Origin of the sequence: Sphingobacterium sp. BIGb0165 (genome assembly GCF_024810095.1) — a bacterium.
Classification (GTDB): domain Bacteria; phylum Bacteroidota; class Bacteroidia; order Sphingobacteriales; family Sphingobacteriaceae; genus Sphingobacterium; species Sphingobacterium detergens.
This window is the reverse complement of sequence record NZ_JANUEB010000003.1, coordinates 134,236-148,385: the sequence shown is the minus strand read 5'-3', so window position 1 is coordinate 148,385 and position 14,150 is coordinate 134,236. Positions and strand designations below refer to the sequence as shown.

11 protein-coding genes and 1 tRNA gene are annotated in these 14,150 nt (G+C 39.5%); 7 read left to right on the top strand and 5 right to left on the bottom strand.

Going from position 1 to position 14,150, the window contains the following annotated elements; all coding sequences use genetic code 11:
- Positions 1 to 17: 17 nt before the first annotated feature.
- Positions 18 to 1,274, bottom strand: a complete 1,257-nt coding sequence (locus tag M2408_RS07225; protein WP_259180418.1) for a PQQ-binding-like beta-propeller repeat protein — start codon at positions 1,272 to 1,274, stop codon at positions 18 to 20.
- A gap of 109 nt (positions 1,275 to 1,383) precedes the next feature.
- A complete protein-coding gene (locus M2408_RS07220) occupies positions 1,384 to 2,592 on the bottom strand; it encodes a DUF1343 domain-containing protein (protein WP_259180417.1) in 1,209 nt (402 codons plus the stop codon).
- Between the two features lie 378 nt (positions 2,593 to 2,970).
- Here M2408_RS07220 and M2408_RS07215 point away from each other — a divergent pair, with 378 nt between their 5' ends.
- Positions 2,971 to 3,837: an AraC family transcriptional regulator gene (locus M2408_RS07215; RefSeq protein ID WP_077432563.1), complete on the top strand. Its 867-nt coding sequence runs from the start codon at positions 2,971 to 2,973 to the stop codon at positions 3,835 to 3,837.
- A gap of 179 nt (positions 3,838 to 4,016) precedes the next feature.
- Positions 4,017 to 5,540 carry an acyl-CoA dehydrogenase family protein gene (locus M2408_RS07210; RefSeq protein ID WP_259180416.1) on the top strand — a complete coding sequence of 508 codons (1,524 nt, stop codon included), beginning with the start codon at positions 4,017 to 4,019 and terminating at the stop codon, positions 5,538 to 5,540.
- 48 nt (positions 5,541 to 5,588) lie between these two features.
- On the opposite strand, the gene M2408_RS07205 is transcribed toward M2408_RS07210, so the two are convergent.
- On the bottom strand, positions 5,589 to 7,502 hold the full coding sequence (locus M2408_RS07205; RefSeq protein WP_259180415.1) for an AAA domain-containing protein: 1,914 nt from the start codon (positions 7,500 to 7,502) through the stop codon (positions 5,589 to 5,591).
- Positions 7,503 to 7,727: 225 nt separating this feature from the next.
- On the opposite strand from M2408_RS07205, the gene M2408_RS07200 reads away from it, so the two are divergent.
- From M2408_RS07200 to M2408_RS07190, 3 genes are all read left to right on the top strand, one after another.
- Positions 7,728 to 8,066 carry a cupin domain-containing protein gene (locus M2408_RS07200; RefSeq protein WP_259180414.1) on the top strand — a complete coding sequence of 113 codons (339 nt, stop codon included), beginning with the start codon at positions 7,728 to 7,730 and terminating at the stop codon, positions 8,064 to 8,066.
- A gap of 68 nt (positions 8,067 to 8,134) precedes the next feature.
- Positions 8,135 to 8,884: a BlaB/IND/MUS family subclass B1 metallo-beta-lactamase gene (bla, locus tag M2408_RS07195; protein WP_259180413.1), complete on the top strand. Its 750-nt coding sequence runs from the start codon at positions 8,135 to 8,137 to the stop codon at positions 8,882 to 8,884.
- A gap of 76 nt (positions 8,885 to 8,960) precedes the next feature.
- Positions 8,961 to 9,034, top strand: a tRNA-Ala gene (locus tag M2408_RS07190).
- A gap of 94 nt (positions 9,035 to 9,128) precedes the next feature.
- Here M2408_RS07190 and M2408_RS07185 read toward each other — a convergent pair.
- A complete protein-coding gene (locus M2408_RS07185) occupies positions 9,129 to 9,557 on the bottom strand; it encodes a nuclear transport factor 2 family protein (protein ID WP_120260678.1) in 429 nt (142 codons plus the stop codon).
- Positions 9,558 to 9,846: 289 nt separating this feature from the next.
- Here M2408_RS07185 and M2408_RS07180 point away from each other — a divergent pair, with 289 nt between their 5' ends.
- Positions 9,847 to 11,103: a hypothetical protein gene (locus M2408_RS07180; protein WP_259180412.1), complete on the top strand. Its 1,257-nt coding sequence runs from the start codon at positions 9,847 to 9,849 to the stop codon at positions 11,101 to 11,103.
- 3 nt (positions 11,104 to 11,106) lie between these two features.
- Here M2408_RS07180 and M2408_RS07175 read toward each other — a convergent pair whose 3' ends face one another.
- Positions 11,107 to 12,231, bottom strand: coding sequence for a peptidoglycan bridge formation glycyltransferase FemA/FemB family protein (locus M2408_RS07175; protein WP_259180411.1), 1,125 nt, complete (start codon positions 12,229 to 12,231; stop codon positions 11,107 to 11,109).
- A 259-nt stretch (positions 12,232 to 12,490) separates the two neighbouring features.
- Between M2408_RS07175 and M2408_RS07170 the strand changes: the two genes are divergently transcribed.
- Positions 12,491 to 14,149 (top strand): DNA polymerase/3'-5' exonuclease PolX, encoded by a 1,659-nt coding sequence (locus M2408_RS07170; RefSeq protein WP_259181128.1) that lies wholly within the window; start codon positions 12,491 to 12,493, stop codon positions 14,147 to 14,149.
- The last annotated feature ends 1 nt before the right edge of the window (position 14,150 follow it).

Sequence of the window (14,150 nt, the reverse complement as noted above, 5' to 3'; positions counted from 1 at the left end):
AATACAGCCCACAGGTATTATTCAATGGCATAAACAGCGCCATCTGCTGCTCCAAAATAAAGTGTACTATCCGCTATCCAGATCGTAGAAAAGATACTTCCCATTTGCAAATAGTCAGTAAATAACCTATTGATATCATGCGCGTATTTCTCCTGCAAATCGGCTCTTAATTTCCCTTGCTCATCCACAAATAGATGGCGATTTCTTTTGCTGGATTCTGTCTGAAAAATAGGTATCGTAATTCCTTTCGCAACATCAAACCGATAAATGACCCCATCCAATGTGCCAAAAAATGCATTCGAACCAGCAATGGCAGCACTACTAAAAGTATTTAGGGGAACAGCTGGTTCAACCAGTTTTGTACCATTTATTTTGTCCAAGGCCAATACACTATAAGAGTCTGACATCGTTACGATCAACTTCTCTCCTGACAAGCTAGGTACACTTGTCCAGCTCCCCGGTTGATGGTATACCCAATATCCTGTTCCATCTTTGATATTCAATGCGTACATGTTGAAATCCCTTGCTCCAAAATAGACCGAACTATCGGCGGCAACGGCATGAAATTGAATTTCACCTTTTGGAAAATAGCGTTCACCAATTGTTTTGAACTTCCAACGTAACTTCCCATTTTTCTCCAGACAATAAAAGTAACCATCAAAACTCCCGATCATTACCCCCTCCTTTGCCAATGTTGGCGAAGCATGGACAATCCCTCCAGTAGGAAACTTCCAGTGAAGTTCTCCACTCTTGCCATTAACCGCATAAATATGTTTGTCTCCGGATCCAAAATATACGGTTCCATCGCTGATTGTTGGTGAGGAATGAAAGTAATCCCAAGTATCCTGTTTTTTTTCACCTTGAGTGGCAAAGGTCCAGCGTCTTTCTCCCGTTTCTATACTTAGAGCATATAACAGACCATCTGAACATACAAAATACAACAGGTCTAAATCAATGGCTGCTGTGGAGCGGATTTCCCCTCCAGTTTTATATTTCCATATTATTTTACCGCTCGTTTTATCCAGCGCATAAAGGTTACTGTCACAGGAACCAACGATCACTTTATCCTCAAAAACAATAGCAGAAGCAAATATTTGTCCCTTAGTCTGAAACTTCCATTTTACCTTTGGCTCTAAACGAATTTCAGCAGCGCGGATATAATTCTGTCGATCTGGGCTCCGGGCTAACTGTTGCCCATAGAGTTGGTTTAGAGTTGCGATAAGCCCCCATAAGAAAGCAACATAACAACAATAATATTTTCGATTAAACATCATTTACTTTTCAGGTTAAATAGTAAGGTTCCGATAAACTAGTTATTGGCCCTATCACATTTTTAAGAATAATCGCACCCCCTCACAACATACTTATGTACAGATAAATAGATTACGGATAAATAAGATACTTCTTTCTCATTTCCTTATAAAGCGTTAACCCAGGCTCCCAGCTTTTTCGGATTTCATCTTCTGAAACACCTTCAGTTATCTGTCTTCGAAAGGAATCAACACCAACCAATTTTTCTATACTGCCAATCTGCTTGGAAAATGACTGATCAAAGAATTTATCTTTTTCTGGAGAATTCCGATAGAGCTCCTGCATCCAGGAAAGATTTATTTTCTTACTGTCCACCAGCTTCTGCAAATCATATTCTCGTAGATCTAAACCATAACATGCTTCATTCATAAAGAGTGGTGTCTCACTCATTCCTTTTTTACTCACAGGTGTAAACGAAAAACGATACACGCCTTTATAGGTTGGACTTCCAAAAACTGTAAAGGGATAATCCGTACCCCTTCCATGATTGATCTTTACACCTTCAAAAAGGCAAGTACTTGGATAGAGGAGAATACTCTGTTCGGTATTTAAATTTGGAGAAGGATTAACCGGAAGTTTGTATAACATTTGATGATTATATGCAGCTACGGGTATGATCTTTAGCTTACATTTTTTTGTCGTCGCCATCCAGCCCTCCCCGTTAATCATCTGGGCAAATTCAGCGATTGTCATCCCGTGAGCAATCGGAACCGGAAACTGACCGATACCCGATTTATATTTCATATCCAATATAGGGCCATCGACCAAATACGCATTTGGATTAGGGCGATCTAAAATCAAGAGTTCCTTCTCATTTTCGGCACAGGCTTCCATGATGTCCCGAAGTGTATTAATATTCGTGTAAAATCTTACCCCCATATCTTGTACATCAAAGATGAACACATCAATATCTTTTAGGTCTTTCGCCGAAGGCTTTTTTTTACTTCCGTAGAGCGAGATCACCGGAATTTTGGTTACAGGGTCGACTTCATCCCGCACTTTCGTTCCGTTGCTGGCATTTCCGCGAAATCCATGTTCAGGCCCAAATATTTTTACGATTTTAATTCCCCTGGCGAGTAGGCTATCCACAAGATGTTTTTTCTTGATCACGGTAGATGGATTACCCAAAATAGCAACCCGCTTACCATTGAGGTAAGGTATATATAGCTCAGTTCGCTCTGCACCGGTTTGGATGTGATCATTACAGTAATTCAGCCGGTCCTGTGCCCGAACAGCAACAACAGAAAAAAATAATGAAATAAAAACAAATACAATTTTCATACTCGCTCGGTTTATAATAAAGAAGTCGTTGAGAAGCAAACGATTCAGCTTTTGTTAAGGATTAAAGCTAATGATAAAGCTTCGTTTTCCCAAATCATTTTTTATCGGTCATAATTACCACCTCGGCTTTATATAGATAGAAAATCCGATTACTTTTCCACCCCTACATAGAAGTGATCATGGAGTTTAGTTATTGGCAACAATGGTAGCATGTTGCACCTATTTTGAAAACCATCATACATTTTATATTGACAAACCTATTTTATCCCGTTACCTTTGAAATATTATCCTGATATTACGTTAAATCCGTTTGCAACGAGTAGTAATAATCGGAAAATAGGAGAATTTGGTGTTTTTGTCAAAACATAATGCGCAACAATGGAAAAGCAGGTAAATGCAGGTGAATTTGTAGATAGATTTATGACTGGTAGTCTGGAACACCTGAGGTACCAGCAATCTCCAGTCAAAATCTTTCAACTCAGTGAAATCGCTCCATATATTAAATTCCCTACTCCCCCCATCTTCTTGGGATACAATCTCCTTGTACATATAACAGAGGGCCATTTTAAGCACAAGATCGGTGCAAAAGAATATGTAGTAAAAGCACCAGCGATTCTGATTAGCAACTATGGTAATATTTCGACGATCAAATCTGTTGACAAATCGGCAAAAGGACATTGTGTACTGATCAACGATAATGCGATGACTTCGATTTTTCGGGAACAGGAGATCCTGAATATCTTTAATATTTCACCGCTACTCAACTTAGCTTCACAGGATAGTACCGACCTTAACGAGCTATTCAAATTGCTCTACAATGAATTACTTTCTGAGTCACCTTATAAAGAACTTTTCGAAAGTTTACTAAAATCCCTCTTACTAAAGATTATCAAGCTATCATCTTCCAACCAAGCACTCAACCGAAGGCAGGAAATTGCAATGATGTTCAAACAGCTTGTGCACAAAAACTTCAAAAAACAAAAACATATCGGCTTTTATGCTGACCGGCTCGCGGTGTCAACCAATTACCTAAACCGCTGCGTATTTTCGGTGTTCAAAAAGTCTTCCAAAGAACTGATCTTAGAAGTACTTATCATGCATAGTCAATTTCTTCTTTTTGAATCAAATAAAAGTATTGCCGATATCTGTTATGAGCTGGATTTTTCTGATCCCTCCTATTTTTCCCGTTTATTCAAAAAAATCGTAGGAATTTCCCCTACTTCTTATCGTAACAAGGCAACTTAATATTTTTTGGATATGCACGATTTGTCCTATCTTTTATACTGAAGTGGACAGACCAATCACAACGATATGGATTATTTTTGTATAGCGATTAGGATGTAAGCAAAATTCACAGCTATCTTTTGAGGCTTTATCGTATACATCTACTATTGCAAATGTTTCATCATTTAATTAATATAGCGATGTCTAACGTTTTAGATCACACGAACAAAGCCCAAAATTTCGATTTATTTATCGGAAACTTTAAAGAAAGATTATCAAGCTTATTCCATACCGAATACGACTATAATAACCTGAGTTTAACACGTGGTTTACCCCCTCAGTTTTTAAGCGAAATCATGGCAATGAGACCATTGTCTGTTGCTATTCCCGAGCATCACGGAGGCCGTGGCCTACATGTAAAAGAATGTTTAGGAGTGCTTGCTGCGGCATCTTATGAATCACTTTCACTGTCTTTGATCTTCGGGATCAATATCGCTTTATTCTTGGAGCCTTTTGCTAAATACGGCAATACCTTACTTCAGGAAAAAGTTTTCCACCAATTTCTAGAAAATAAAGCCATGGGTGGGCTGATGATTACCGAGCAAGCCTATGGTAGTGATGCCCTCAATATGCGTACCTCCTATCAACAAGATGGAGATAAATACCGTATTAACGGAGAAAAACATTGGCAAGGTTTAACAGGTGCTGCTGACTTTTGGCTCGTTACTGCCCGAAAGAAAAATGAGAATGGTGAACTTGTACGTGATATAGATTTCTTTGTTACCGACAATTCCATCGAAGAACAAAAGATTGAAGTAACAAAAAAATACAATAGCTTAGGATTATATGCTATTCCTTATGGTATCAATAAAATAGACATCGAAGTACCCGTCGACAATAGATTAACACCAGAGAGTACTGGTATAAAACTGATGTTGGATACTTTACACCGGAGCAGACTTCAGTTTCCTGGCATGGGAATGGGATTCATAAAACGTATGCTGGATGAAGCCATGAAGCATTGCACGGAAAGACGTGTTAGTGGAATTCCATTGAACGAACTGGATTCGGTTAAGTTTCAATTATCTCGCTTGCAGGCTGCTTTTACGATATGTTCAGCGATGTGTGCATACAGTAGTTCGATCAGTTCAATTCAAAATGATCTTTCTGGCCACAGTGTGGATGCCAATAGTGTCAAGGCACTCGTGACTGACCTGATGCACGAATCTGCACAGATCTGTGTACAATTATCTGGAGCAAACGGTTATAGATTGGATCATGTTGCTGGTCGTGGTTTAGTAGATAGTAGACCTTTCCAAATTTTTGAAGGGTCAAACGAGATGCTCTATTCGCAAGTAGCAGAGGCAATTGCTAAACTGATGCGCAAAAGCAAAGAAAGCAATCTGCTTTCATTCCTGAAAATAAATCCGGCAACCGAACTTGCAGCTCCATTTTTCTCTTCTATTTTGAATTTCGACTTCCCGCTTCAACCTAAACAGCGCGAGATGGTCACTTTAGGGAAAATAATTGCACGTGTTGTTTGCTTCCAATATGTTCTGCAAATCAATAACGCTGGTTTTAATGATAAAATGACAGAAATTGCCCGTCAGCATGTTAGTATGGATCTGTACATGTTGGTCGGTCAACTCTCCAATAACAATAATGCCGAACCGCTTATGCACTATGACGAAAAGGCTGATTGGATGAATTTCACCTCTTTATAAAAATTGAGAGGGACTGCGAAAGGAATTTCATCGCAGTCCCTTTTTCTATTACATCTCCGCAATATCCCATTCCCAAACACTATGATAGTGGCCAAGATTTTCTGCGTAATCAATAAATTTCTGGTAGAACAAATGAATCCCTATCGTCGCACTATCGCCAATGACGACCAACTTCTTTTTGGCCCTTGTCATGGCGACATTCATCCGTCGCACATCGGATAAAAACCCAATCTGTTGTTCGTTATTACTTCGCGTCAAGCTGATATAAATAATATCTTTCTCCTGCCCCTGAAAACTATCAATGGTCTGTACTTTAATAATAGCAGCATACGGCCGTAATTCTTCATCCTGCTCCAACATTTCCTTTAATACAGACACTTGCTTCCGGTAAGGTGCTATTATCCCAATACTAGGCCATTGTTCGATTGGAGAAGACTCTACCCAAGTTGCGATGGCTGTCTTTAAATGAGATTTCAGAAAATTGGCCTCCCCGAGATTATAGATCGCACCATCACTTTCAGTTTCCTCAAAACCTGCCCCAGCCGTATCAATATATACAATCGGTTCCGAATCATTTGCTATTGTCCAATGTGCAACCGAACAATCAGCTTTCAAGAGACCTCCATACAAAGCTGAGGACGGATAATTCATGATCTGTTCGTTCATTCGGTACTGGATATCGAGCAGTGAAACCGCTTGGGGATAAAGATTGATGAGTTTTTCAAACAGCGTATAGCTAAGCTTATTGTCCATACCTTTATTTGATTTCACTGTTGGTGAGAGTTGGCAATGATCCCCAGCCAACACCAATTTGTCTGCCTTTAATATCGGAATCCAGCAGGCAGGCTCCAGTGCCTGAGCAGCCTCGTCAATAACAACCGTCTCATATCTTCGGTTTCGTATAACATCTTGATTTGCCCCTACGAGCGTCGCGGTTATTACCTGAGAGCGATCGAGAATATCCGATACGATAAAATCCTGAATCTTATCAACATCTTTTCGAATTCTGTAAGCTTCGTCGAACAATGCTTTCCTTTGTTCGCGCTCGGCCTTGCCAAAATTGCGTTTATATTTTTGGGCCATATCCGTATAGGTTCGAACTTGCTTTTGCAAGGTCTTTATATCCTTATTCGCGCTATGGCTGTCTATTCTGCTATCAAGGGTTAACTCCTGTAGATGTTCAGATACTTTAACCGGATTACCTATCCGAGTGACAGCTATTCCTGCAGCATCTAAACGCTCAGTCAATAAGTCAACTGCAGTATTACTCGGAGCCACGACCAATATCTGCTTGTTATTGCTCTTTGACAAAGCAGCTATTGCCCTGATTAATGTTGTCGTTTTCCCAGTCCCTGGAGGGCCATGTAAAAGTGCGACATCTGTCGTAGCTAAGACCTGTTGAACAGCGCTATTTTGGCTGACATTGAGATCTGGATGTTCAAAAAAGGTATCTTTTTCTCCGGTATATAATTGTTCTCCACCAATAAGCTTTCTGATCAATTTGCCTTGTCGTGGATCAGTCGCAAGCTCCTTTGCCTGTCGCAATGCATTCGCCATTTCACGGTATGAGTATTCGTCAAATAATAAGTCCACACCAAGTTTCCCCCTTCTGCTCCAATCGGGCAGCTCATCTACACGAAATGAAATCCGCATACTTTCCTTATTAACCGAAGATATAATGCCGTCTATTCTGTCCGCATTTGGGTCATGGTTTGAAAATAGAGAAACAGGCATCCCAAAACGAAACCGATGATCTACATCGAGATGGTTTGTTTTTTTTAAACTAACTGACAGATAATCTCCCCGCCCCAGTTCGCTATCCGTGATCTGAATAGGAAACCAGGTCACCCCCTGCATTCTTCTTTCATTTAAACTGCTTTTCAATAATAATGCTTCATGCTGCATCTTATCATATTGTTGTTCTTCATGTAATAATGTAATAAGTTCGTCGAAATAATTCATATCAGTACACTCGCTTTGATCAGACACAAAGTAACAGTTTTTTCAAATACTTTACCGATCAGTTCATCCATGTTCTTCTATTTTCCTAAGAAAATCGGGGGATTCTCTCATCAACGCTGTGTGCTTATCAAGAACTTTTCAAGCTGAGCTACAAAAGTCATATTTATTTCCTATCATTGGCGATAAAGATTTGTTGATTAATTTTTTAAAATAAAAGCGATTAAAATGAGTGAGATATTCCTACACGATAAAGCCCAGAGCTGGACGGATCTAGGCGATGGTGTACAACGTAAAATATTAGTTTATAACGATGAATTGATGTTAATGAAAGTACGTTTTCAAAAAGGTGCAATCGGTGCCCTACATCAACACCCACATACACAAATATCTTATGTCAACGCCGGAAAGTTCAGGTACCACATCGATGGCATAGATGAAATCTTAACTGTAGGTGATTCTTGCATCATTTACCCAAATTTAATCCACGGCTGTGAATGTCTTGAAGAAGGCGAGTTGATAGATTCTTTCACACCGCATCGAGAAGATTTCATTACATCGTTGTAGCCAGAAAAAAAGAGAATTTTACAGGTCCAACACAACAATATTCATTCCGAACAATCGTTTATTTACTTATGTTCAAAAATACTATTTCGCTCTTCTCCGCAAAAGTAGCTACGCTACTTCTCGGTCTTTCTTGCTGTGTATTGCCATCTTTGCGCGCACAGGAAAAACCATTATCCATTGAAAAGATTAATTCTCAGCTTTATCTTTATACGACTTACAATACCTTTGAGGGCACCAAATATGCCGCTAATGCGGTCTATCTAATCACCAAGAAAGGCGTTATTCTATTTGATACGCCTTGGGACTCGACACAATATCAACCGCTTTTGGACAGTATCAAGCAAAAGCATCAGCTACCTGTCATTGCAGTATATGCTACACATTGGCACGAGGATCGCGCGGGGGGCTTTGCATATTATAATCGTATCGGAATTCCAACTTATGCGTCAAAAATGACCAACGATCTGCTTAAGGCAAATCATAAAGCTCAAGCTACGCATCTCGTCAAAATCAACAAGATCTATAAAGTCGGTGGTCAGTCCTTCGTTTTGGACTTTTTTGGTGCAGGACATTCTTTGGATAATGTCGTTGTCTGGTTTCCGGACTATCAAATTCTGGATGGGGGTTGCTTCATCAAAAGTTCGGAGGCCAAAAACTTGGGATTTGTCGGTGATGGTGATGTCAAAGCCTGGAAGCCTGCATTGGCAAGATTGTTAGCGAAGTATCCGCAGATAAAAATGGTTATTCCTGGACATGACGCATGGAAGGACAATCAACAGATAAAACGTACTGAGGAACTACTTATCGAGAAGCAATAAATAATAATATTAAAAAAATAAAAAAAGCAATTTTGTTTTTACAAAAAAGGTATTATCTTAGCGACAGAAAAAACAAGGGGCATTAGCTCATCTGGCTAGAGCGCTTCGCTGGCAGTGAAGAGGTGATCAGTTCGATCCTGATATGCTCCACAAACAAAAGAGGCTACTTTTTACAAGTAGCCTCTTTTGTTTTTATACATTGATCAGTTTCCCGAAACATCATTTCAATTTGCGGCAGTAATTCCTATTTGTAAGAATTAACTGATTTAGAAACTTTCCATGCACCGTTTTCCTTCACAAGTGTAATCAAATCGGTCTTAGAGAAACCATCAAATTGCATGGTTACTTTCGCAATAGCGTAATCTGGTAATTCTTCAACGATCTGCGTTGTTGTTTTACAGTTCATTTTTATTCCTTTTTGTTTTTTCAAGAACTCGATCATCTCCGATCGGCTGTGATTTAAGTCTTGTTTACCGCAGATTTTCTGGTTAAAATCAGAAGTGAATAGCTTATCTAAATTCGCTACCTGACCTTCGGTCATCGCGCCAACATATTCATCAATCGCCAAATCAGCTGTAATTAAATTACGTTCTTCTGGTTTAACCGAAGCCATTGAGCAAGTAGAGATCGCTATCATTGCTGCCGCTACAAATGTTTTTACTAAAGTTTTCATATCTTTTCTATTTTATAATGTATTAGTATATTTTCTTATCCTATTGTCGGAGACAATCTAAATTTGTTGCACTTTTTTCTTATTTATTTTCTGATTCAAATTTAAGACAACTGATGTGTTGATTCTATTACATTTAGATTAACATTACATTAAAATCGGTAAACGCTATTTTTTTCTAGGTGAATGAAATTTGAACTTATTCCCTTTATAGCCAAAACGCGACAGAATAGATAAAATATTCTTTACAATATTGTAATTCTGTACAATTCCTCTTAGATTGCATGTGTTCATGACACACTACGACAGACAGCATCTTTTTTTATATCAGCTTGCTACTTTAACATTTTTATTGGTGATATTTCAATCTGAGCTCTATGCACAGCGCCCTGTCAATGAAATAGAAATCACTGAGCATATTGCAGATACGAGTAAACAAAGGGATCTGATCGATATCGGAAAAGAGATTCTCAAGATTAAGCCACCGCAATCTGTCGATAGTACCGGAAAAAAGTTTTACTTTTCATTTCTGCCATTTTCGACAAATGTACCAGGAGGAGGGCACGCTTTAATTACGAGTACCACAGCAGGGTTTTATCTTGGTGAGCGTAAAAGCACCTATATGTCTAAGGTTACTTTCACGCCATATACCAATTTTGGAAAGCGATTCGGCCTCCCCATCCGCTCCTATGTCTGGTTAAAAGATAATACTTGGGTTATCGATGGTGATATCAGGCTATTAAAATACCCACATGAGACTTGGGGAATAGGCAAAGAGCATCACGGAGACCAACAGATCAATTTGGATTATACCTATTTTAGACTATATCAACATGCGCTAAAAAGAATCCACGGCGGACTGTTTATGGGCATTGGCTATGATCTGGATTACCGCATGAATATCAAATCCACGAGTGCTATCCCACTTGACGAGTACACCTCCTACCCCTATGGTACAGCATTGAAAGACCATACTATTTCCTCAGGACTCAGTCTCAACCTCATCTATGACACGCGTGCCAACTCTATCAATACTTGGTCTGGCAACTATGCCAATCTACAATTCCGCGTTAATCCTGTTTTCATGGGAAGTGATCAAAATTGGAAGTCCCTATTCCTCGAAATCAGGAGATACCATCGCTTGACCCAGGATCCGAATAGGCAGAATATGATTGCTGTGCGTAGCTTTTTCTGGACTGTTTTCAATAGCAAAGCACCTTACCTCGATTTACCTAATTTGGGTTGGGATCCTTACAACAGTTCCGGAAGAGGGTTTCCCGTAAGTCGGTTCCGTGGCAAATCGTTGTATTATCTGGAAACAGAGTACCGACGCGACATCAGCAGCGATGGTTTATTCGGCTTTGTGGCTTTTATAAATTTCACCACGGTGAACGGACCCAAAAATAGCATGTTTGCAGACTGGAACATCGGTACCGGTGCCGGCGCCAGAATTAAATTTAACAAGAACTCGGGCACCAACATCGGCATAGATTATGGTGTTAGCACCAATCACCGTGGAGTAAGATTGACCCTGGGTGAAGTATTTTAATACTTAACTCAAATGATAACTTTGATTTTTAAACTCCATGGAGGCATAATATCGATACTTATCGTTATCCAACGGATAATCCCAGCAGCCCATTCGGTGATAGATCTCACCACCAAAACCAGTTTTAAATCTATAAAGTCCGTATAATGGATGTGATGGATCAGCCTGAGGTGATACGCCAAAGAAATCATATTCCGTACAGCCTTTTTCCTTTGCTACCTGCATGGCACGCCATTGCAAGGCATAGGTCGCCATATAATTGCGATTCTCGGAAGCGGAGGCACCATAGAGATAGGTTCCCCGATTTGCTGCAATTACTAGAAACATTGCAGCCAGAGGTTGATTGTCCACCTCAGCAACCAATAAATAAACATCTGCTGGAGACAAAGTATCATTTGCCTTGGCAGATAGTACAATCTTGAAATAGTTGATATCGTGCAAGAAAAAATTATTCCGAAGCGCAGTCTGCCGATATAACTCATACCAGATCTCCAGGCTCTCTAAACCAAGAGAACGAACTTTTACGCCTTTCCTTTCAGCCAAATGAATATTATAACGCGTCTTTGATTTCATATTGGCCAACAGGAGATCCTCCTCTTTTCTAAGGTTCATAAAAATGGTATTAGAAGGAAGAATATCTGTATTCGCTTTATGAAAATTCCAGTTTTCCGTATTAAAATTAAAGCGCATTTCCTGAATACGTTTTTCAGGGACACCTAGCCAATTGCCATAGAGGTCATAACAGTCATCTTCTTTTGCCCAATGGGATTCCCAGGAGAGATCATAGCGTATCATAATGCAATTGGGCGGTAAGTAAGAACGTAAACTCTCCGAAAGCTGTTCTAAAAATGCCCCTTGATTTTCTTCCGATGGTTCTATTTCAGGACCATATGGTACATACGCGATGCTATGCTCATGATCCACCGCCTGAATAATAATCAATAGATCCCCCACAAAATAGGTATCGTCTTCCACTCCGATATAAAGATCAGAGTGTTTCGATTTGAAATTAAAAGCCTTCGATTCTATCCCTTGCATCTTTTTCACAGCAGACCAATAGGCTGTCTGTTGAATAATGCCTGTCTTGTAGAGACCACTTACTTCTTTGTCATTTATATCTGCTATCATAACATTCTTATTGTTGTCGAATATTTTCAAAAAACACGATAAACCTTATCGATTTCAACATCCAAAAACGGCAAACTTAGCTAAAATGCCCGGTTAAGCGGGCAGTCATTTGTCACTTTGTTGTTAATTTTAAAAAACCGTACATGATTTTGGCCAAAATCAGCTTTTTCACATTATTTAACGGCATTATATTATCGACTTGGTTGGTATTTTGGTTCAAAATTTAGGATATTTGTAGCCTAACAACTCACCGACAATGATGGACAATAAAGCGATCTCTAAAATTTTTAAATTGTGTAGCCAATTAATGGAACTTCACAACGAAAATCCATTCCGAACAAAGGCTATGGCTAGTGCATCTTTTAAATTGGACAAATTGCCCTTTCGTATTGATGACGCCTCGCTTGAAGAATTGAGCGCACAGCCGGGCATAGGAAAAAGTACCGCCGAAAAAGCGAAAGAGGTCGCACAAACCGGAACGTTTAAGGAACTCCAGGACCTATTGGCGAATATGCCATCAGGAGTTGTTGAAATGTTAAACATAAAGGGCCTAGGTCCAAAAAAGGTTCAGATTATCTGGCAAGACCTTGGGATTGAAAGTGTAGGCGAACTATTGTATGCCTGCAATGAAAACCGTCTAGTTGAAGCCAAAGGATTTGGCTTAAAAACACAGGAAGAAATAAAGAAATCCATCGAATTTTCAATATCCAATCAGGGATGGTTCCTATACGCTAAAGTATTGTCCCAAGCTGATACATTTTACGCTATTTTAAAAACACATTTCCCCTCGTCTCTTCTATCCTTTACCGGAGATTTTAGAAGAAAATGCGAGGTGTTAAGCACAGTGGATCTACTCATTTCCGAAAGTATAGAAGCAGTGGAGAAATTCCTAGGTGATTATACATTGGTGGAGAAAACAGAGAATTCACTGGAAATTACCGATGAATTAGGTTTTACATTCAAGGTTTTCAGTACGAATATCAATGATTTTTATCGGGACCTTATCCTCAGCACAGGATCGACCGCACACCTGGATCTTTTATTCAATATTCTTCCTGACTTACCTTCACTTTCCAGTGAAGAAGCTATCTACCGTAACTTAAGGCTTGATTATATTGAACCGGAATTGCGCGAGGGGCTTGACGAAATTGAACGCGCACAGAACCATACTTTACCTCAATTAATCCAATTTAAAGACCTCAAAGGGACACTGCACAACCACTCAACTTATAGTGATGGTGTGCATACCTTGGAGCAAATGGCTCTTCATTGTAAAGATGCATTAGGTCTCGAATATCTCGGAATATGTGATCACTCCAGGACGGCAGTTTATGCAAATGGTCTTTCCATTGAAAGATTGGAAGAGCAATGGAAGGAAATTGCCAGCTTAAATGAAAAACTAGCACCTTTTAAAATCTTTAAAGGGATAGAATCCGATATTCTAAGCGATGGATCACTGGACTACCCTGATGAGGTACTAGCACAATTTGACTTTGTTGTCGCCTCTGTCCACTCCAACTTAAAGATGGATGAGGAAAAAGCAACCGCTAGATTGATTAAAGCAATTGAAAACCCATATACAACAATTTTAGGACATCCAACAGGCCGTCTTTTATTAAGTAGATCGGGCTATCCACTCGACTTTAAAAAAATAATTGATGCCTGCGCCGTGAATAAGGTCGTCATTGAAATTAATGCAAATCCTTTAAGGCTAGATTTAGATTGGAGATGGCATCGCTATGCTGTAGAAAAGGGTGTATTGTTATCCATTAACCCTGATGCGCATCGCACGGAAGGGCTGCTGGACATGCAGTATGGCATTTTTGTTGCACAGAAAGGTGGCCTGGAAGCAAAAAATTGTCTGAATACATACTCCTTGACAGAGATTACAAACTATTTTTCGAATCGTAGATCTTAAA

Excerpts from the sequence above, each read along its gene's own strand:
- M2408_RS07170 (WP_259181128.1), top strand. The coding sequence starts at position 12,491 with ATGGACAATAAAGCGATCTCTAAAATTTTTAAATTGTGTAGCCAATTA.
- bla (WP_259180413.1), top strand. The coding sequence starts at position 8,135 with ATGTTCAAAAATACTATTTCGCTCTTCTCCGCAAAAGTAGCTACGCTA.
- M2408_RS07220 (WP_259180417.1), bottom strand. The coding sequence starts at position 2,592 with ATGAAAATTGTATTTGTTTTTATTTCATTATTTTTTTCTGTTGTTGCT.
- M2408_RS07215 (WP_077432563.1), top strand. The coding sequence starts at position 2,971 with ATGGAAAAGCAGGTAAATGCAGGTGAATTTGTAGATAGATTTATGACT.
- M2408_RS07185 (WP_120260678.1), bottom strand. The coding sequence starts at position 9,557 with ATGAAAACTTTAGTAAAAACATTTGTAGCGGCAGCAATGATAGCGATC.
- M2408_RS07205 (WP_259180415.1), bottom strand. The coding sequence starts at position 7,502 with ATGAATTATTTCGACGAACTTATTACATTATTACATGAAGAACAACAA.
- M2408_RS07200 (WP_259180414.1), top strand. The coding sequence starts at position 7,728 with ATGAGTGAGATATTCCTACACGATAAAGCCCAGAGCTGGACGGATCTA.
- M2408_RS07175 (WP_259180411.1), bottom strand. The coding sequence starts at position 12,231 with ATGATAGCAGATATAAATGACAAAGAAGTAAGTGGTCTCTACAAGACA.
- M2408_RS07225 (WP_259180418.1), bottom strand. The coding sequence starts at position 1,274 with ATGATGTTTAATCGAAAATATTATTGTTGTTATGTTGCTTTCTTATGG.
- M2408_RS07180 (WP_259180412.1), top strand. The coding sequence starts at position 9,847 with ATGACACACTACGACAGACAGCATCTTTTTTTATATCAGCTTGCTACT.
- M2408_RS07210 (WP_259180416.1), top strand. The coding sequence starts at position 4,017 with ATGTCTAACGTTTTAGATCACACGAACAAAGCCCAAAATTTCGATTTA.